Source organism: Halobacterium zhouii, assembly GCF_021249405.1.
GTDB classification, from domain to species: domain Archaea; phylum Halobacteriota; class Halobacteria; order Halobacteriales; family Halobacteriaceae; genus Halobacterium; species Halobacterium zhouii.
In genome coordinates, this window is record NZ_CP089593.1 from 188,402 (window position 1) to 207,113 (window position 18,712).

Genomic DNA, 18,712 nt, shown 5'->3' on the forward strand with positions numbered 1-18,712 from the left:
CGGCGAGGAGATAAGCCTGTGGGTCTCGCGGACGCCCCGTTCACTGTCGCCGCCGGACGCGTCGACGCCCTCCAGTTCAACGACTTCCCTGCTCGTCGCCGCCGTGCAAGTCGCTCAGACGGCGCTTCTTCCGGAGTGGTGGCAACGGGGGACCTATCTGGGAGCCAACGAGGAAGCATATATCCCTGGGCTGTGAGAGTACATCCAAGATGGTTCAGTCCGGCGACGAGCTCGAGGTGACCGAGGACGGCGTCAGCCTCCCGGCCGCCGAGGTGCTCACAGGTCGCGGGTTCGTCACCGGGAAGTCCGGCAGCGGAAAGTCGAACACGGTGAGCGTGTTCGCCGAGGAGCTACTCTCCCTGGACGCGCGCCTGCTCGTCATCGACACGGACGGCGAGTACTACGGCCTCAAAGAGGGGTACGAGGTGTTACACCTCGGGGCGGGCGACCAGTGCGACGTCGAGGTGAAACCCGAGAACGCCAAGATAGTCAGCGAACTGGTGCTGGCCGACGGCGTTCCCGTGGTGCTCGACGTGTCGGGGTTCCTGGAGGTAGAGGAAGCGAACGAACTGGTGTACGAGGTCGCGAAACACGTCTTCGCGACGGCGGGGTCGATCCGCCAGCCGTGTCTGATGCTCGTCGAGGAGTGCCACGAGTACATCCCCGAGCAGGGCGGCCTCGGCGACGTCGGCGAGATGCTGGTGCGCATCGCGAAGCGCGGCCGCAAGCGCGGCCTGGGGCTCTGTGGCCTCTCCCAGCGCCCCGCGGCGGTGGACAAGGACTTCATCACGCAGTGCGACTGGCTGGCGTGGCATCGCCTCACCTGGGCGAACGACACGAAGGTCGTCAAGCGCGTGCTCGGCCCCGAGTACGCCGAGGAGATCGAGTCCCTGGACACCGGCGAGTCGTTTTTGGTGACTGACTGGGACGAGTCCATCCGGCGCGTGAAGTTCCGGAAGAAGAACACGTTCGACGCGGGCGCGACGCCCGGATTCGGGGAGACGCGGGACCCCGACCTGAAGCCAGTCCCGCAGTCCTGGCTCGACGCGTTCGCGGCGACGAAGTTCAAGAAAGACCCCGAAGGGGTAGAGGACGGCGTCGACGCGGCGCCGGACCGCGGCGGTGACGACGAGGAACCGGAGGAGTCCGCGGGCGTGCTCGACGACGTCGAGGAATCGGCCAGCGGTCAGGCGGCGGACGCATCTTCGAGCGGGGACACGTCGAGTGCGGACGCGAGCGAGACGTCCTCCGACGACGCGGCGGATTCGAGTGATGCAGGCGGGACCACGAGTACCGCCAGTTCGGCGTCGTCGAGCGGTCGGAACGACGACGCGGTATCCAACGGCGCCGCCGGTCGCGGCGCCACGGACGCGGGACGCGGAATCATCCAGGAGCACGACGGCCCGGGCGTCCACAGGGGACGCGCGACGAGCGGCGGGCGCGTCGTGAACAGCCGGGACTCGCGGCGGTCGTTCTCGCCGGCGTTCCCGGCGGACCTCGCCGAGCGTCTGGACGCGATGGACGACTGGGTCGACTCGCGGAGTCCGCGCGTGACGCGGACGAGGGCGCCACCGAGGGACGCACAGTCGGTCGCCCTGGAACTCGGGGAGATGGTGACGTTCGTCGGGAAGGCGATCGTCTGGGGCGTGTTCGCGGCGCTCTACTACGTCGTCCGGCACGTCGTCGGCGCGCTTCTGGTCGCCGTGGCTTACGTCGCCGGTGGCGTCCGCTACCTCGGCTACCGAGCGGTCGCGGCGGTTCGGTCGGACGGCCGGCGCGCGACGGCGGCGACGCGTGAGGGCGCCCAGCGGTCGGGGTCGGTGCTCCGCCGCGCCGCTCGCCGTGGGGCGAACGGACTGCGCGCGGTCGGTCGACGGACGCGCCGTGCGGCGGGCACAGCTCGAGACGCCGTGTTCGGGCCGCGTGACGACCGGTCGCGCGTCATCGTCGGCGGCCGCGACGAGTCCGACGAACCGCGGAGCGACGGGGGCGAGGAGCGCGAACGACCGACCGCGGACCTGCTGGTCGGTGGCGCCGTGCTGGCCGTGGCGGTCGCGGCCGTCGCAGTTGTCGCCGTTGCAGCCACCGTCGGGCCGGCGTCGTTGCTGCCGTAAGTTTTCTCTCGCCCCGCTACGCTATCGCCGTGAGTTCGCTTCTGCTGTGAGTTTGCTTCTGCCGTGAGTTCGCTACTGTCGTGAGTTCGGGGACACCGTGAACCACGCCGGTGCGGCGGGGAGTGTGTCCCGCAGTCGGAAGGCGTCGAGGTTGCGCTGCCGCCGGAGCACGTAGACCGGGCCGGCGACGACCGAGGAGAGCGCGAGCGAGAGCACGAATCCGCCAGCGAGGTACGCGACCACGCCCGTCGCGGGTCCGCCGCCGTTCACCACCGGAACGAGGTAATAGAGCGCGAGGACGGCGCCGCCGCCGCCCACGTAGTGCCAGGGGTTGGGCCGCCAGTCCGCGCCGGACGCGCGGAGCCGCGTAGCGTCCTCGTAGAGCCAGCGGGTGCCCGCGACACCGAGCAGGAAGTACGGGACCAGGAGCGCGTACGCGACGGCGCGCCCGGCGCCGGGCGTCCGGGTGTCGAAGACGCCGAACCCGACGACGCTGCCGAGCGCGACGCCGGCCAGCGTGGCGGCCGCAGGGAGCACCGCGAGCGCTGCGAACTGTCCTGTCTCCGCTGGGTCGGTGGCCGTGCCGCTGTTCTGCCGTCTCGAGCGTGTGTCACTGTCCTGCCGTCTCGACTGTGTGTCGTCGTGAGTGGTTCCCGGTGTCATCGTGTCACCTCTTCGGGGGTCGTTCGGGGGGTCGACACACCGGCGAACCGCGCGCCACTCCGCCGCCGTCCGGCACAGCGTCGCCACTGGCCGGGAAACGCTTATGCCGGCGGAGTGAGAAGCACAGGTGTCCTACCAGCTGTCCTTCTCGGTGCTGTCGTCGTTCGTCCTAGGGGCGACTCACCCACCACCAAAGAACCTTATCGCACGCAGCTGACGTATAATTTATCTCACCTTTCGGCAGGGTTCCAGTAGCAGGCTCGAGGCGCCCGAAACCGCCGATTTCCACGAAACGCGGGCGGTTCGTGTTCCCGATTCGCACGCCGCTTGCGGGGCGTCCCGGAGCCTTCTTGTCGTGGGCGCCCACAGAGAGCAGTCACGATGGACGCGAGGCGGTCGCCGTGAGCATCGTCGAGGAGTTCCTCGAGTTGAAGGAGGGGACGGACGCCGACGTACTGGCGATGCAGGTCGGGGACTTCTACGAGTGCTTCGGCGAGGACGCACAGACGGTGAGCGAGGAACTCGACCTGAAGGTCTCCGAGAAGTCGAGTCACGGCTCCTCGTACCCGATGGCGGGCGTGCCGGTCGACGACCTCTTGCCGTACCTAAAGTCGCTCGTCGAGCGCGGCTACCGCGTCGCTATCGCGGACCAGAACGAGACCGAGGACGGCCACGAGCGCGAGATAACGCGCGTCGTGACGCCCGGAACGCTCCTCGAGACGACGGACGCCGAGGCGCGCTACCTCGCCAGCGTGGTGCGGGACGGCGACTGGGGCGTGGCGTTCGTGGACGTGACGACGGGCCGGTTCCGCGTCACCACCGTCGGCGACCGGGCGGACGCTGTCACCGAACTCTACCGGTTTGCCCCGACCGAGATACTGCCCGGCCCGGACCTGCGCGGTGACGGCGACTTCCTCGCGACGCTCCGGGAGCGCACCGACGCCACGGTGTCGCTCCACGAGTCGGGGGCGTTCGCGCCCGGGAAGGCGACACACAGCGTGCGCGAGCAGTTCGGGGAGAGCGCGCTCCGGAGCATCGGCGTGGACGCCGAGAGCCCGGCGGCCCGCGCGGCGGGCGCGGCCCTCGACTACGTCGCGGAGACCGACGCGGGCGTGCTCGCTTCGCTGTCCCGCCTTCAGCCCTACCGAGCGGACGAGCACGTCGAACTCGACGCGACCACACAACGGAATCTCGAACTCACCGACACGATGACGGATGCGGGCGGGCAGACGCTGTTCGAGACGCTCGACCACACGGCCTCGGCGGCGGGCGGACGCCGGCTCCGGGCGTGGCTCACCCGCCCCGTGCGCGACCGACGGGAACTCGAGCGCCGGCAGGAAGCGGTCGGGGCGCTCGTCGACTCGCCGCTCGCGCGCGACGAACTCCGCGACGCGCTCGGCGACGCGTACGACCTCGAGCGACTGGCGAGTCGGGCGGCGGGCGGGCGCGCAGACGCCACCGACCTGCTCCAGGTGCGGCGCACGCTCGCGCTCGTCCCCGACGTCGCGGACGCGCTGACCACAGTCCCCGAACTCGCGGAGTCGCCCGCGGCAGACGTGCTGGCCCGCGTGGACCGGAACGCGGCCGCGGACGTCCGCGAGAAACTCGCCGCGGCGCTCGCCGAGGACCCGCCGAAGACGCTCCGACAGGGCGGCCTGCTCCGGGAGGGGTACGACGAGGAACTCGACGAGTTGCTCGTCGAGCACCGCGAGCACACCGAGTGGCTGGAGGGCCTCGCCGCCCGTGAGAAGGAGCGACTCGGAATCACACACCTCCAGGTCGACCGCAACAAGACCGACGGCTACTACGTGCAGGTGGGTCGCTCGGAGACCGACGCGGTGCCCGACGAGTACCGCGAGGTGAAGGCGCTGAAGAACTCGAAACGCTACACCACGGAGGAACTCGAGGAGCGCGAGCGCGCGATCGTGCGAGTGGAGGAGGCGCGCGCGGACCTCGAGTACCGACTCTTCGAGGAACTGCGGAGTTGGGTGGGCGAGCGCGCGGACCTCCTCCAGCAGGTGGGGCGCGCACTCGCGGAACTCGACGCGCTCGCCAGCTTCGCGGAGCACGCCGCTGTGAACCGCTGGACGCGCCCGGAACTCACAGAGGGCGACGACCTCGAGATCGAGGCTGGTCGTCATCCCGTGGTCGAGCAGACCACCGAGTTCGTGCCGAACGACGCGACGTTCGGCGCTAGCCGACGGTTCGTCGTCGTCACCGGGCCGAACATGAGCGGGAAGTCGACGTACATGCGCCAGGTCGCACTCGTCGTCCTGCTCGCGCAGGTCGGCAGTTTCGTGCCCGCCAACCACGCCCGCGTCGGCCTCGTAGACGGCATCTACACCCGGGTCGGCGCGCTCGACGAACTCGCGGGCGGCCGCTCGACGTTCATGGTGGAGATGCAGGAACTCTCCCGCATCCTCCACGCCGCCACCGAGGACTCGCTCGTGATCCTCGACGAAGTCGGCCGCGGCACCGCGACGTACGACGGTATCAGCATCGCGTGGGCGGCGACCGAGTATCTCCACAACGAGGTGCGCGCGAAGACCCTGTTCGCAACCCACTACCACGAACTCACGGGTCTCGCCGACCACCTCGACGACGTGGCGAACGTCCACGTCGCGGTGGACGGCGATCCGGACTCGGGTTCCGAAGACGACGTCACCTTCCTGCGGACCGTCCGCGACGGTTCGACCGACCGCTCGTACGGCGTCCACGTCGCGGATTTAGCTGGGGTTCCCGACCCCGTCGTCGACCGCTCTCGTGACGTGCTCGCCCGCCTCCGTGACGAGCAGGCCGTCGAAGCGCGCGGCAGCGCGAGTGAGCCCGTGCAGGCAGTGTTCGACGTCGAGAGCGGCGAGTACACGGAGTCGAACAGAGGTGCCGAGACGGACGGAGCGAGTGAGGGCGACGACACTGGCCGGGACGACGCGCTCGACCCGGCGACCGAGGACGTGTTGGCGGACCTCCGGGACGTCGACGTCAACGAGACGCCGCCCGTCGAACTGCTGTCGAAGGTGCAGGCGTGGCAGGAGCGCCTCGAGGACGACAGGTAGGCGGCGGTGACGGCGGCCCTGCGACGGAAGTTACCGACCGCCGACTTTCTTCGTGACTCGGAACTCTGCGGGTGGACTCAGGATGCCCGCGACGGTGCCCATCGAATGCACGAGCGTGACGACGGGCGCGAGCGGCACCGCGAGCGCCCAGTGGAACTCCGGCGCCCCGTAGTACGTGATCCCGCGCAGGTACCAGTAGGCGGTGAACGCCGCGAGTCCGAGTGACGCGAGCGTGAACGCCCCGCCGTAGACGACGCCGACGCCGAGCACGGACAGCGGCACGGCGACGAGCGTGACGATGGGGGAGAGCGCCCACGCGTAGTTTCGGACTCGCGTGAGCACGCGGTAGCGAAGCGGCAGCAGGGAGGTTGCCTGCAGGTTGCCCGCGGCCCAGCGGCGGCGCTGCTGGAGAATCTCGTAGAGCGTCGGCGGCGCCTCGTTCCGGCAGGTGACGCGACCGAGTTCGAAGTCGATGTCGAACTGCCGGGCGGCCGCCCACACGAACGCGGTGTCCTCGACGAGCGTCTCGCGGTCCCACGTCACGTCGTCCTCGAGGGACGTGCGGACGGCGATGCCGCCGCCCCACGCGAACAGCGGGACCGAGAGGCGAGCGAACGCGCGCTGTTCGATCTGGACGCCCATCCGGTAGACGTCCGCGAGGTAACTCCACACCGACCCCGTGTGGCGTGGCTGTTCGCGCAACTGGACGACGTCGGCGTCCGGCAGGCCGTCGAACTGCTCGACGATGCTGTCCTCGTCGAGGTAGAGCGCGTATTCGCGGTCGCAGTCGATGTGCCGGCGCGCCCACTCGATGGCGCGCCCCTTCCGCACGGCCTCGCAGGCGAAGTCGTCGGGAACGGCGTGGACCGTCGCGCCCGCCACGTCGATGTCGGCTTCCGCGACGACGTGCACGTCGTCGAGTTCCGCGGGGAGCGAGTCGACGGTCTGCTGGACGACGTCCGCGGCGTCGATCGTGAGGATGCGGACCTGCACGTCGTCGCCGCCGTGTACTGCTTCGGGTGGTTCGTAGCCGGCGCCGACGACGTACGTCAGGACGAACCAGACGACTGCGGTGCCGGCGAACAGTATCGTCGTTCCCCAGAGCGTCGCGACGAAGAGGGTCTGTGCGCTCACCGGCAGGCCGAGTCGGACACCGAAGGCGACGCCGGCCGTCGCGGCGACGAGCAGGCCGACGACGCCGAGGAGCGCGGGACGTTCTGCGTTCATTGTACCAGACGGGTAGCCCCACGGCCCCTTCAACGGGGCAAGCGCTGAACCTGGGTTTCCGGGGCGCTCGACCGAATTAACACGAATTAATCCGGGTGGGCTTGGGCTTTCACCCTGTACGCGACTGGCTGTCGAGTGGACGCAGTTCGGCGCGTGCTGCTCGTCGCGCGACAGCAACAGCGCGTGTTCGTCGCCTGCCACAGCAGGGCGCTGTTCGCGACGCCGGGTAGCGGGAGATTGATACGCGGCCGCTTCGTGGCTGGATGCAATGACGGCAAGCGACCGCATCCGCGAGTTGGACGACGCGACGGTCGCGCAGATCGCGGCGGGCGAGGTGGTAGAGCGCCCGGCGAGCGTGGTGAAGGAACTCGTGGAGAACAGCCTCGACGCCGACGCGTCGCGCATCGACGTGACCGTCGAGAGCGGCGGCACGGAGGGAATCACGGTCGCGGACGACGGCGACGGCATGACGGCCGACGGCCTGCGTTCGGCGGTGCGCCAGCACACCACGAGCAAACTCGGCGACGCATCGGACCTGGACGGCGTCGCGACCCTCGGGTTCCGGGGCGAAGCACTCTACACCATCGGCTCCGTGTCGCGGATGACCGTCTCCACGCGCCGCCGGGATGCGGGCGACGCGGGCGCCGAACTGACGGTCGACCACGGCGACGCTGGCGATGTCCGGTCCGCTGGACGCCCCGCCGGCACGACCGTCGAGGTCCAGGAGTTGTTCGCGGAGACGCCGGCGCGCCGGAAGTACCTGAAGCGGGAGGCGACGGAGTTCGCGCACGTCAACCGCGCGGTGACGCGGTACGCGCTCGCGAACCCCGACGTCGCGGTGTCGCTGACCCACGACGGCCGTGAGGTGTTCGCGACGACGGGCACGGGGGACGTGCGGGACGCTGCGCTCTCGGTGTACGGTCGGGAGGTCGCGCAGTCGCTCCGCCGCGTCGACGCGGAACTGGGCGACACGTCCGGCGGTGGCGGCGAGACCGATGGAGCCGTCGAGCGCGTTCACGGCTATGTCTCCGACCCCGAGGTCACGCGGGCGACTCGCGAGTATCTCGCGACGTTCGTGAACGGGCGCTCCGTCCGCGATTCCATCCTGCGAGAGGCCGTGCTGGACGGCTACGGCGGCCAGCTCGCGAACGACCGTTACCCGTTCGCGGTGCTGTTCGTCGAGGTGGACGGTGTCGACGCGAACGTCCACCCCCGGAAGATGGAGGTGCGCTTCGAGGACGAAGCCGGCGTGAAGCGCGCGGTTCGCGACGCCGTCCGGGGCGCCCTCCTGGACTCTGGGCTGGTGCGTTCGCAGGCCCCGCGCGGGAAGTCCAAGCCCGGTGACGCGCCCGTCTCGCCGGAACGGCGTGATTCCAGCGGCGTGCGCGACTCGGACGGAGTGAGCGACCAGAACGAAGCGGGTGACCCGCGTGCGCAGGTGGCGAGCGAGAGGCGCGGCAGTTCGCGTTCCGAGGAGACGCGTTCGTCATCGAGCAGCGAATCCACTGGCGCAACCGAGACGACCACCGGTGCGAGCGAGGCCGAGCACGACACGTCGGGAAGTCGGTTCTCGGAACCGACGGAGAACGCTCGCCTCGTGGACGACGAGGGCGCGTCGGAGCCTGCTGATGCGTCGACGCCCGCGGACGGGCACGAGTCCGACGACGACTTCGAATCCCTCCCCGACCTTCGGGTACTCGGCCAGTTACAGGACACGTACGTCGTCGCGGAAACCGACGACGGACTGGTGCTCGTCGACCAGCACGCGGCGGACGAGCGCGTGCAGTACGAGCGCCTGCGGGAGCGTCTCGACGGCACCTCGCAGTCGCTCGTGCAGTCCGTCGAACTGAATCTGACGGCGGGCGAAGCGGCGGTGTTCGAGGACGCGCTGCCGGCGCTCCGGGAGTTGGGCTTCGAGGCGTCCTTGGCTGAGCGGACTGCCATCGTCGAGGCGGTTCCGGCCGTCATCGCGGACGCGCTCGACCCGGAACTGGCTCGGGACGTGCTCGCAGATTTCGTGGCCGACGCCGGCGGTGACCTGGTAGCGGACGCCGCCGACGAACTGCTCTCCGACATGGCGTGCCGGCCCGCCGTCACCGGGAACACGTCGCTCGCGGAGGGCCGAATCGTCGCGCTGCTCGACGCGCTGGACGACTGCGAGAACCCGTTCGCGTGCCCGCACGGGCGCCCGACAGTGGTTCGCGTGGACGGCGACGAACTCGCCACGCGCTTCGAGCGGGACTACCCCGGGCACGGCGGGCGGCGGCGGGAGGATGCGGGGAACTAAGCCGCCGCCGTTCCATCCCGGCGTATGGACCTCGTGACGTTCGGCGAGACGATGCTTCGCCTCTCGCCGCCCGGTCAGGAGCGCCTCGAGCGCGCGACGGAACTGGAGTTCCGCGCGGCGGGCGCGGAGAGCAATGTCGCGGTCGCTGCGGGTCGACTCGGCCTCGAGACGACGTGGCTGTCGAAACTCCCCGACAGTCCGCTCGGTCGGAAGGTGACAGCGACCCTGCGCGCGCAGGGCACCGAACCTGCGGTCGCGTGGAGCGAGTCGGGCAGACAGGGCGTCTACTTCCTCGAACAGGCCGGCGAGCCGCGAGGGACGAACGTCGTCTACGACCGTACGGACGCGGCGGTGACGACGGCGACGCCCGCGGATCTCGACGTGTCGAGGGTCGAGGCGGCGGACTACTTCTTCACGAGTGGCATCACGCCCGCGCTGTCCGCGACGCTCGCGGACACCACGCGGGACCTGCTGGCGCGCGCCCGGGAGTCGGGCGCGACGACGGCACTCGACGTGAATTATCGGTCGAAACTGTGGGACTCGACGACGGCGCGAGCGGAACTTGAGTCGCTGTTCCCGCACGTGGACGTGTTGTTCGTCGCGAGACGGGACGCCCGACGGGTTCTGGACCGCGAGGGTGATGCGCCAGCGATCGCGCGCGGTCTCAGCGAGGATTTCGACTTCGGGACGGTGGTGGTGACGCGCGGTGAAGACGGTGCAGTCGCCTTCCACGGCGGTGAGACGGTCGAACAGTCGGTGTTCGAGGCGGAGACGCACGACGCGGTCGGCACCGGGGACGCGTTCGTCGGCGGCTACATCGCGCGGCGAGCGCAGGGCGGGGACATCGTTGACGCACTCGAGTGGGGCGCGGCGACGGCCGCACTCAAGCGGACGATTCCAGGCGACGTCGCACTGGTGACGCCGGCGGAGGTCGACGCCGTGTTAGACGGTAACACTGCGGATATCGACCGTTGATATCCGGTTCCGCTTCCAACAGGTGGCCACAAAATGTTTTCAAAGGGCTTGGTAAGTGAGGGACACCGATGTCACGTAAAGCAATCGCGGTGGTGCTGACGGTACTGATTGCCGTCAGTGCCGTGCCGACGGCAGCGATGGCGACAGCTAGTAACGCGCAGAAACAGGAGGCGTCCGCGTACACCGGAACGCACGTCCAGTTCGACGTCAAGCAGAACGCGGTCGTCGACTACCAGGTCGGCGGAACGACGATGCTGGACAGCGTGAAGGTCCAGGCCGGGTCGTCCGGTGACACCGGCGGACTCTTCGGGGGGAGTCTTTCGCTCTCCTCGGTGACGTCCATCGAGGGGAGTGCGCTCAGCCTCGACGCGACGGCGAACGCGGAGGCGACCATCTCCGCCTCCGGGTCCGCGAAGATGAAGGCCCACGACAACAGCCACGGCATCCTCGTCGTGAAGTCCGGCGAGAACAAGCAGGTCGTGGTCGCCAACGTCTCCTCGGGCGCGTCGGCGTCCGCGGAGTCCGACCAGCAGGTGTCCGTGACCACGGAGAGCGGCACGAAGGGCACGTTCATCGTGGTCGGCGAGGGCTCGGTCACCGTCAACGAGAACGGTAACGTGTCCGCGAAACTCCAGGCGAACTCGAAACTCGTCTTCCGGGCGTACCCGGACAGCAAGTCCGACCAGGCCGAGCAGAACGAGAAGCTCATCGCGTCCGGCAAGGTCGCCGGCGAGGTGTACGTCGAAAAGCAGGACGGCAAGATGGTGACCGACACCGTCGCGTACACCCAGAAGACCTCCGTGAAGGCCGAGCAGTCCGCCGAGAGCACGGTGAAGATGACCGTCGAGCGGTCCGCATCGAAGGGCAAGATCGTCATCACGAGCGTCTCCGAGGCGGCGGTCGGCTCGACCTCGAACATGAACGTGACCGTGGACGGCGAGGCGGCCGCGAAGGTCTCCTCGTACAGCAAACTCAAGGGCGCTATCGGTAGCGACTCCTCTGCGTACATGGTCAAGCAGGCGTCCAGCGCCTCCGCGAAGGCGCAGGTGTACGTCGCCATCAACCACTTCTCGACGAAGACGGTGAAGATGTCCGGCAACGGCAGCGGCGACAACGCCGATTCCGGCAACACGAGCGACGGCAGTGACGGCAGCAGCGGTTCCTCGGGCGGCAGCGTGCCCGGCTTCGGCATCGGCGCCGCGCTCGTCGCAGCGCTCGGCGCTGCGCTCCTCGCCTACCGCCGACAGTAACGACGCGCGGACGATTCAGCAGTTGACAACTCAGCAGTTGGCGATTCAGCGGTTCGGGCAGTCGGCGAGCGATTGACGAACGAGTCATCCGCATTCTTCTTCGTGCGTATCGTCGCCCCCAGCGTCGGCTGTACCGAACTGGCCGGCTTCGATACGCGCAGTCAGTCAGCGGAGCCGACCGCACACCCCTCGGTGTACTCGACGTCCTCGACGGAGTCGATGGCGGGGTCCTCGCCGCAAACCGGACACGCTGGATTCCGCTGGACGGGCACCTCCTCGAAGGTCATCGCGTCGGCGTCGTAGAACAGCAAGCGCCCCGTCAACAGGTCGCCCCTGTCGAGCAGCGACTTCACGCACTCCGTGGCCTGCACGCAGCCCATCGTCCCCGGGAGTACGCCGAGCACGCCCGCCGTCGCGCAGTCTGGAATCGTACCTTCTGGTGGCGCTTCGGGGAACAGACACCGGTAGCACGCGCTGTCGGGCGTGACCGTGATGGCCTGCCCCTCGAAGCGGTAGATGGCGGCGTGACTGAACGGAATCCCGCGGAGCACGCAGGCGTCGTTGACGAGGTAGCGCGTCGCGAAGTTGTCCGAGCAGTCCACGACGAAGTCCACGCCCTCCAGGAACTCCGCGACGTTCGACTGGTCGAGTCGCGTCTCGTGGGCCTGCACCTCGATGTCGGGATTCAGGTTCTCCACGTAGCTCTTCGCGCTCTCGGCCTTCGGCACGCCGACATCCGAATCCGCGTGAATGATCTGGCGCTGGAGGTTCGAGCGCTCCACTGCGTCGTCGTCCACGATGCGGAGCGTGCCGACGCCCGCCGCCGCGAGATACTGGATGACCGGCGCGCCGAGGCCGCCCGCGCCCACCACGAGCACGTCCGAATCGAGCAGGCGCTGTTGGCCCTCCGGCCCGACGCCGTCCATGATGATGTGGCGGGAGTAGCGGTCGAGTTCCACCGGGTCGAGGTCCAGCCCGGACATACGCGGAGAGACGGAGCGAGCGCGGGTAAGCGTTTTCGTCAGCAGGAACTGGAGTGGGAGCTGAGAGACGACAATCTCTCGAAACAGCCGTCTGAAAGCCCTCGGGCCTCTCGCGCACGCTCACCGGCATATCGCTCGCTACGCTCGCGATAGTGGTCGGTGATGCGTGCACGGGCTTCGCCCGCGAGACGCCCTCGCCCTTTCAATCCGCCAGGGGTACCGGCTGTGTCGCCGGCAGAAATTGGATTGATGGCTGAATCGCTGGCTCAGTCGAGTGCGTCCGCGAGCTTCTCCACGGGATGCGGCGGCCGTCCCTCCCCTTCGCGGTCGCCCAGTTGCGTGCGGCAGGACTCGCCCGGCGCGACCACGGTGTCGGCGTCGCTATCTTCCACTTGCTCGAACAACAGGCGGCCGATAGCGCGACTCATCGAATAGTGTTCGGCCTCGTAGCCGAAGGAGCCAGCCATCCCGCAACACCCCGAATCCAGGGGGTCGACGGCGTAGCCCGCGCGCCGCAGCACGCCGACCGCGTGGTGGTCCTTCTTCGTCGCCTTCTGGTGGCAGTGGCCGTGGTAGGTCAGCGAGTCGCCTGGTGTTTCCCACTCCACGTCGTCGCCGAGGCGGAACGTGTCGAGGTACTCGCAGACTCCGTAGGTGTTGTCGGCGACCACCTCGACGTCCTCGCCGGAGCAGAGGTCGAGCAGATCGCTCTGGAACATCACGGCGTCCGAGGGCTCCGGCACGACGACGTCCCAGCCGTCTGCGACGCGCGGCGCGAGTTCCGCGACGTTCGCCCTGGCGGTGTCCCGGGCCTGCTCGACGAATCCCTTGGAGTGGGCGGGGCGGCCGCTGTCGGTGCGGTCGGCGACGCGGACGTGGACGCCCGTGGCTTCGAGTACGCGCACGACGGCCTTCCCGACCTCGGGGTTGGCGTAGTTCGTGTACGTGTCCGCGAACAGGACGACGCGGCGCTCGGCGTCCTCGCGAGCGACCGCAGCACCGCGCTCGCGGAACCAGTCCTGGAAGGATTCGGAAGCGAACTCGGGAAGCGAGCGCTCCCGGGCGATGCCGAGCGTGCGCTCTAAGAACGCCCGAGCGCCCGGGAGGTCCGGAAGCCGGTTCGCGAGCGGGGCGAAGCGACTTCCCCACTTCGCGAGTTCGTCGACGTTCGCGAACACGCGTTCACGGAGATTCGCGCCGTCGCGCTGGTGGCGGGCGTGACTCACCTCGGTCTTGAGTTTCGCCATGTCCACCTCGCTCGGGCAGTCACGCGCGCAGCCCTTGCAGCCGATGCAGAGGTCCATGATTTCGTCGGCGAATTCGTCGGTGAACTGCTCGTTCGGGAGGTCGCCGCTCATCGCCTGCCGGAGCGCGTTCGCGCGACCCCGCGTGGACAGCGACTCCTCCTCGGCGGCGCGATAGGTCGGACACATCACGCCGCCTTCAGACTGCTTCGTCCGACAGCCGCCACAGCCGTGGCAGAGCTCCGCCATGCCCTGCATCCCGTTGTCGTTCTGCCAGTTCAGCGCCGGGTCGAAGCCGCCGTCGGACTCGCTTCGCTCGCCCGACGAGCCTCCGCTCGCGCTACTCGCGGAGACCGCCTCGAACTCGTAGCCCGGGTCGAAGCGCAGGTTCTCGGTCATCGAGACGTCCCCGCAGACCTGCCCCGGGTTCAGCAGCCAGTCCGGGTCGAAGGCGGTCTTGAGGTCGCGGAAGACGCCCCAGAGGCGGTCGCCGTACAGTTTCCGGTTCCACTGGGTTCGCGCGCGGCCGTCGCCGTGCTCCCCGGAGACGCTGCCGCCGTACTCGACGACGAGGTCGGTGACGCGGTCCGCGATGTCCCGCATCGCCTCGACGCCGGAGACGTCCTTCGTGCTCACGAGCGGGCGGACGTGCAGGACGCCAGGGCCGGCGTGCGCGTAGAACGACGCGAACGTGTCGTGGTCCGCGAGAATCTTCTGGAAGTCCGCGACGTAGTCGGCGAGGTGTTCCGGTGGCACCGCACAGTCCTCGATGAACGAGATGTGCTTCTCGTCGCTCGTGCGCGAGAGCAGGATGGGGAGGCCGGCCTTCCGGAGTTTCCAGAAGCGCTCCTGGGTGGCGTCGTCGTGGGCTTCGAGGGCGTCAAAGGCGTGGTCGCCAACCCGATCCGCGAGCAACTCGTCTATCTTCGCCACGCCCTCGTCCTCGCTGTCGGCGTAGAACTCCACGAGCAGCGCGGCCTCGGTCCCGTCCGGCAGCATCGCCGCGACGTCCGCAAACTCCGCAGTGTTCCGCGCGAGGTCCAGCAGGACGTCGTCGACCAGTTCGACGGCCGCCGCGTCGTGGTCGAGAATGGCCGGCACGTCCCGCATCGCGGCGTCCAGGCTGTCGTACGCGAGCAGCGCCGCACTCGTCGTCTCCGGCACGGGTTCGAGTGCGACGGTCGCCTCCGTAATTACTGCGAGCGTCCCCTCGCTCCCGGCGAGCAATCGCGCGAGGTTGACGGTAGCGTCCGGGTCCTGTTGTGCTTCGCGCGCCTCCTCGACGAGCGCGTCGAGGTTGTACCCGGAGACGTTGCGCTTCAGGTCGGGGTACTGGGCCTCGACCTCACCGGCCTCCTCCTCGACGATGCGCAGGACCTCGGCGTAGACGCGCTCTAGCAGCGCGCCATCCTGATTTGCACCGTCTCGGAGCTCCGTGAGCGTCACCTCGCCGAGCGTCGTGACGGTGCCGTCCGCGAGCACCACCTCACAGGACTCGACGTAGGCGTCCGTCTTCCCGTACTGGAGGCTATGCGCGCCGGTGGAGTTGTTCCCGATGGCGCCGCCGAGCGCGCTCCGGTCGCCCGCCGCGGGGTCCGGCGCGAACTTCAGGCCGAACTCGCTGGTCGCCTCGTTCAGGTCGCTCAGAACGACACCCGCCTCTGCGCGCGCTGTCGCCGCCTCTGCGTCGACTTCCTCGACGGCGTCCATGTAGCGCGTGAAATCCAGCACTACGGCCTCGTTGACCGCCTGCCCCGCGAGACTCGTCCCGCCGCCCCGGGGCAACACGGGTATCTCGCGGGCCGCGCAGTAGGACACGACGCTCGACACGTCCTCGGTGGACGCCGGGAACACCACGCCGACCGGCGTCACCTCGTAGGCGCTCGCGTCCGTCGCGTACAGCTCCCGCGAGTAGTCGTCGAAGCGCACGTCGCCCGCGACGCGCTCGTCGAGGGCCGCTTCGAGGCCCGGGCGTTCCGTCTCCCCTCCCCGGTAGTCGTAGTCGGCGCGCTCGTCGCGTTCCGGCGTGGCTCTCGACTCCCTGGCCGCTCCGCTGTCGCTTGCCATCTGATTCACCTCCCGCTATGGACGCGCCGCTCTTGAACTGTGTGCTCGAAAGAACTCGGGTACCCCTACCCGGTAGCGATTGCTCTATTCTTCACCGGTATATGTCTTGTTGGACTCGGGGCGACACGTACCCCGGTCGACGGGGCCGTCGGAGGCGACGAACCGACACGTTCGGGACGACGCTCAGTCGTACGTGTGGAAGTCGACGGCCTGCTCGAGGAGGTCGTCGGGGATGCCTGGAACCTCTCCGGACCGAACCGGTCCCGCCGCCTCGACGGCGTCGGAGTCCCGCGGGAAATCACGGAGCGCGAAGTGTATCGAGATGCCGGCCTTCGCGCCGTCCGCGAGCGCGATTGGCACCTGATTGTGTCCCGGCGTCAGGTCCCCGACGGCGTACACGTCCTCGACGCTCGTCTGGCCGTGGTCGTCGACCGCGACCGTGCCGTCGTCGTTGACGTCGCAGCCGAGGTTCCGCGCGAGGCCGTTGTTGTACTTGGCGCCGTACATCGCGAACCCGCCCCGGTACTCGCGGGTCGAGCCGTCCGCGAACTCCATGGCCTCCAGCCATCCGTCGTCGCCGTTCTGGATGCCGGTGACGTCCTCGTGGACCACGCCGATGGGGTGGGTGTCCAGCATCTCGGCGGTCTCCTCGCTCCACTCGGGGTCCTCGCCGCGCGTGAGCAGGTCGACGTCGTCGGTGAAGTTCAGCATGATGGCGGCGACGTGCGCGGCGCTCTCGGAGTGGCCCATCACGTACACCGACTCGTCGACGAACATGTACGCGTCACAGTGCAGGCAGTAGTGAAGTCCGCGGCCCGTCCGCGGGAGCGGCGGGTCAGGCTGGACGTCGCTGAATCCGGTGGCGAGGACGACGCGCTCCGCGCGGTAGTTCGCGTCGTCGCCGCACAACTCGACGGTGTCGTCGTCAGTCCATCGGCAGGATGAGATGGCGTCCTGATGGATCGAACACCCGTACGCCTCGAGTTGTTCGCGGCCGACGCCGAGATACTCGTGGCCGCTCGTCTCCTCGCGAACCCCGAGGACGTTGTGGACCTCCTGCATCATCGCGGCGCGACCGCCGCCGCGGTCGACCAGCGCCGTCTGGTGGCCGAGACGAGTGGTGTACAGCGCCGCCGTCTGCCCGGCGGGACCGCCGCCGACGACCACCACCTCGTACTCCTCGACGGGAAGTTCGTCTGCCATACGACGACCATCGCCGGCAAAGAGGAAAAACGTGACCGCCGGTGGGGACCGTGACCCGACAGTTCGCCCGTGAACCAGCCGTCAGTGGGTTCGCCCATAAACCAGCCGTCAGTGGTGGTGATGGTGGTGTTCGTGGCCGGGACGACTGAACTGCCCGGAGAACGCGCGCTGGACGACCTCGGGGAGCGCCGGGTGGATGTGCACGGACTCCCGGACGTCCTGTACGCTGCCCGTTCCTGCCTTCATCGCGACGACGACCTCCTCGATCAGCGTCGAGGCGTCCGGGCCGATGATGTGGCAACCCAGAATCTCGCCCTCCGTGTCGATTATCGCCTTCACGAACCCCTCGGCGTGCATCGCGTCCCCACGCGCGGTGTCCTCGTACTGGTGCGTGTTCACCGCGTACTCCACGTCGTCCGCCCGCAACTCTTCCTCGCGTGCACCCACACCAGCGACCTCAGGGGACGCGAACACTGCAAACGGCATCGCCGTATAGTCGACCGGCTGCAGCTCCGGCCCGAAGAGATTCCGAGCGACCGCCTGGGCCTCGTGGTTCGCGCTGTGCTTCAGCAGGTACTCGCCGACGATGTCGCCGAGCGCCCACACGCCCTCGACGTCCGTCCGCAGGTATTCGTCGGTCTCTACGAACCCCTGGTCGTCCGTCTGCACGCCCGTCGCGTCGAGGTTCAACTGGTCGGTGTTCGGCCGCCGGCCGGCCGCGACGAGGAGTTCGTCGCCCGTGACTGACACCGACTCGCCGTCCTCGACGACGCCGCCCCCGTCGCCGCCGTCGTCGTACTCGTACTCGCGCGCTTCGACGGTGAACCCGTCGCCGGACTGAGAGACCGATATCGCCTCACAGCCGGTGTGGACGTCGAACCGCTCGGCGAACCGGTCCGTGAACGCCTCGGACACCGCCTCGTCGGCCTGCGGGAGCAGCGACGGCCGGCGCCCGACGACGCTCACGTCGCTGCCGAACGTCCCGAAGAAATGCCCCAGTTCAGCCGCGATGTAGCCACCCCCAATTATCACGAGATGGTCCGGCGGCGTTTCCAACTGGAGGGCTTCCGTGCTCGTCAGGTACTCCACGTCCTCGATGCCGTCGATGGGCGGAATCGTCGGTCGCGTCCCCGCCGCGACCAGGATGGTGTCGCCGCGGAATCGCGCGCCCTCGTTCTCGCCCGCCACGACTTCGAGCGTGTGGTCGTCGACGAACCGCACCTCGTGCTCGTAGAGTGTGTGCTGGTCCGAGGAGTGGAGACCCTGGCGGATCGACTCGCCGTCCTCGTGTACGTCCTCGTTCACCTTGCGGACGATGTCCGCGAACGCGACGTCCTCGACCGTCACGTCGATGTTGAACTCGCCGGCGCGCTCGACCGTCTCCAGGACGTCGGCGTGGTACAGCAGCATCTTCGAGGGGATGCAACCCCGGTTCAGGCACGTCCCGCCGAACCGCCCCTTCTCCGCGACGGCGACCGACTGCCCCTGGTTCGCGGCCACGTTCGCCACCTCGAGACCCGACCCGGAGCCAATGACGACGAAGTCGTACTCTTCCATGCCCGGGTAGACGGCACTCGGACTGATTGCTCTCCTGTCCCACTGGTTACTGGATGCACACCAGTTCCCGGCTGACCGCCCTGGCC

At 68.8% G+C, this 18,712-nt stretch carries 11 protein-coding genes; 5 read left to right on the plus strand and 6 right to left on the minus strand.

From position 1 onward, the window contains the following. The first annotated feature begins 209 nt into the window (after nucleotides 1-209). Nucleotides 210-2,114, plus strand: a complete 1,905-nt coding sequence (locus LT970_RS00965) for an ATP-binding protein (RefSeq protein WP_232687100.1) — start codon at nucleotides 210-212, stop codon at nucleotides 2,112-2,114. 72 nt (nucleotides 2,115-2,186) lie between these two features. Here the strand turns inward: LT970_RS00965 and LT970_RS00970 are convergent, their stop codons facing one another. Continuing rightward, nucleotides 2,187-2,777 (minus strand): hypothetical protein, encoded by a 591-nt coding sequence (locus LT970_RS00970; protein WP_232687101.1) that lies wholly within the window; start codon nucleotides 2,775-2,777, stop codon nucleotides 2,187-2,189. A 401-nt stretch (nucleotides 2,778-3,178) separates the two neighbouring features. On the opposite strand from LT970_RS00970, the gene mutS reads away from it, so the two are divergent. Further along, nucleotides 3,179-5,833, plus strand: a complete 2,655-nt coding sequence (gene mutS / locus LT970_RS00975; RefSeq protein ID WP_232687102.1) for a DNA mismatch repair protein MutS — start codon at nucleotides 3,179-3,181, stop codon at nucleotides 5,831-5,833. A gap of 30 nt (nucleotides 5,834-5,863) precedes the next feature. Here the strand turns inward: mutS and LT970_RS00980 are convergent, their stop codons facing one another. After that, a complete protein-coding gene (locus tag LT970_RS00980; RefSeq protein WP_232687103.1) occupies nucleotides 5,864-7,060 on the minus strand; it encodes a glycosyltransferase family 2 protein in 1,197 nt (398 codons plus the stop codon). 268 nt (nucleotides 7,061-7,328) lie between these two features. On the opposite strand from LT970_RS00980, the gene mutL reads away from it, so the two are divergent. The 3 genes from mutL (at nucleotide 7,329) to LT970_RS00995 (ending at nucleotide 11,572) form a co-directional block, all read left to right on the plus strand. Continuing rightward, a complete protein-coding gene (mutL, locus tag LT970_RS00985; protein WP_232687104.1) occupies nucleotides 7,329-9,347 on the plus strand; it encodes a DNA mismatch repair endonuclease MutL in 2,019 nt (672 codons plus the stop codon). Nucleotides 9,348-9,371: 24 nt separating this feature from the next. Beyond that, nucleotides 9,372-10,322 carry a bifunctional 2-dehydro-3-deoxygluconokinase/2-dehydro-3-deoxygalactonokinase gene (kdgK1, locus tag LT970_RS00990; RefSeq protein ID WP_232687105.1) on the plus strand — a complete coding sequence of 317 codons (951 nt, stop codon included), beginning with the start codon at nucleotides 9,372-9,374 and terminating at the stop codon, nucleotides 10,320-10,322. A gap of 68 nt (nucleotides 10,323-10,390) precedes the next feature. Continuing rightward, nucleotides 10,391-11,572: a PGF-CTERM sorting domain-containing protein gene (locus LT970_RS00995; RefSeq protein ID WP_232687106.1), complete on the plus strand. Its 1,182-nt coding sequence runs from the start codon at nucleotides 10,391-10,393 to the stop codon at nucleotides 11,570-11,572. Between the two features lie 161 nt (nucleotides 11,573-11,733). Here the strand turns inward: LT970_RS00995 and ubaA are convergent, their stop codons facing one another. The 4 genes from ubaA to LT970_RS01015 all read right to left on the minus strand — a co-directional run bounded on the left by ubaA (nucleotide 11,734) and on the right by LT970_RS01015 (nucleotide 18,626). Continuing rightward, nucleotides 11,734-12,555: an SAMP-activating enzyme E1 gene (gene ubaA, locus LT970_RS01000; RefSeq protein ID WP_232687107.1), complete on the minus strand. Its 822-nt coding sequence runs from the start codon at nucleotides 12,553-12,555 to the stop codon at nucleotides 11,734-11,736. Between the two features lie 266 nt (nucleotides 12,556-12,821). Next, nucleotides 12,822-15,866, minus strand: a complete 3,045-nt coding sequence (locus LT970_RS01005; protein WP_232687108.1) for an FAD-binding and (Fe-S)-binding domain-containing protein — start codon at nucleotides 15,864-15,866, stop codon at nucleotides 12,822-12,824. A 183-nt stretch (nucleotides 15,867-16,049) separates the two neighbouring features. Then, complete coding sequence (locus LT970_RS01010) at nucleotides 16,050-17,069, minus strand: NAD(P)/FAD-dependent oxidoreductase (protein WP_232687109.1); 1,020 nt, start codon at nucleotides 17,067-17,069, stop codon at nucleotides 16,050-16,052. A 108-nt stretch (nucleotides 17,070-17,177) separates the two neighbouring features. After that, entirely contained in the window at nucleotides 17,178-18,626 is a 1,449-nt protein-coding gene (locus LT970_RS01015; protein ID WP_232687110.1) for a dihydrolipoyl dehydrogenase, read from the minus strand. Nucleotides 18,627-18,712 lie beyond the last annotated feature (86 nt).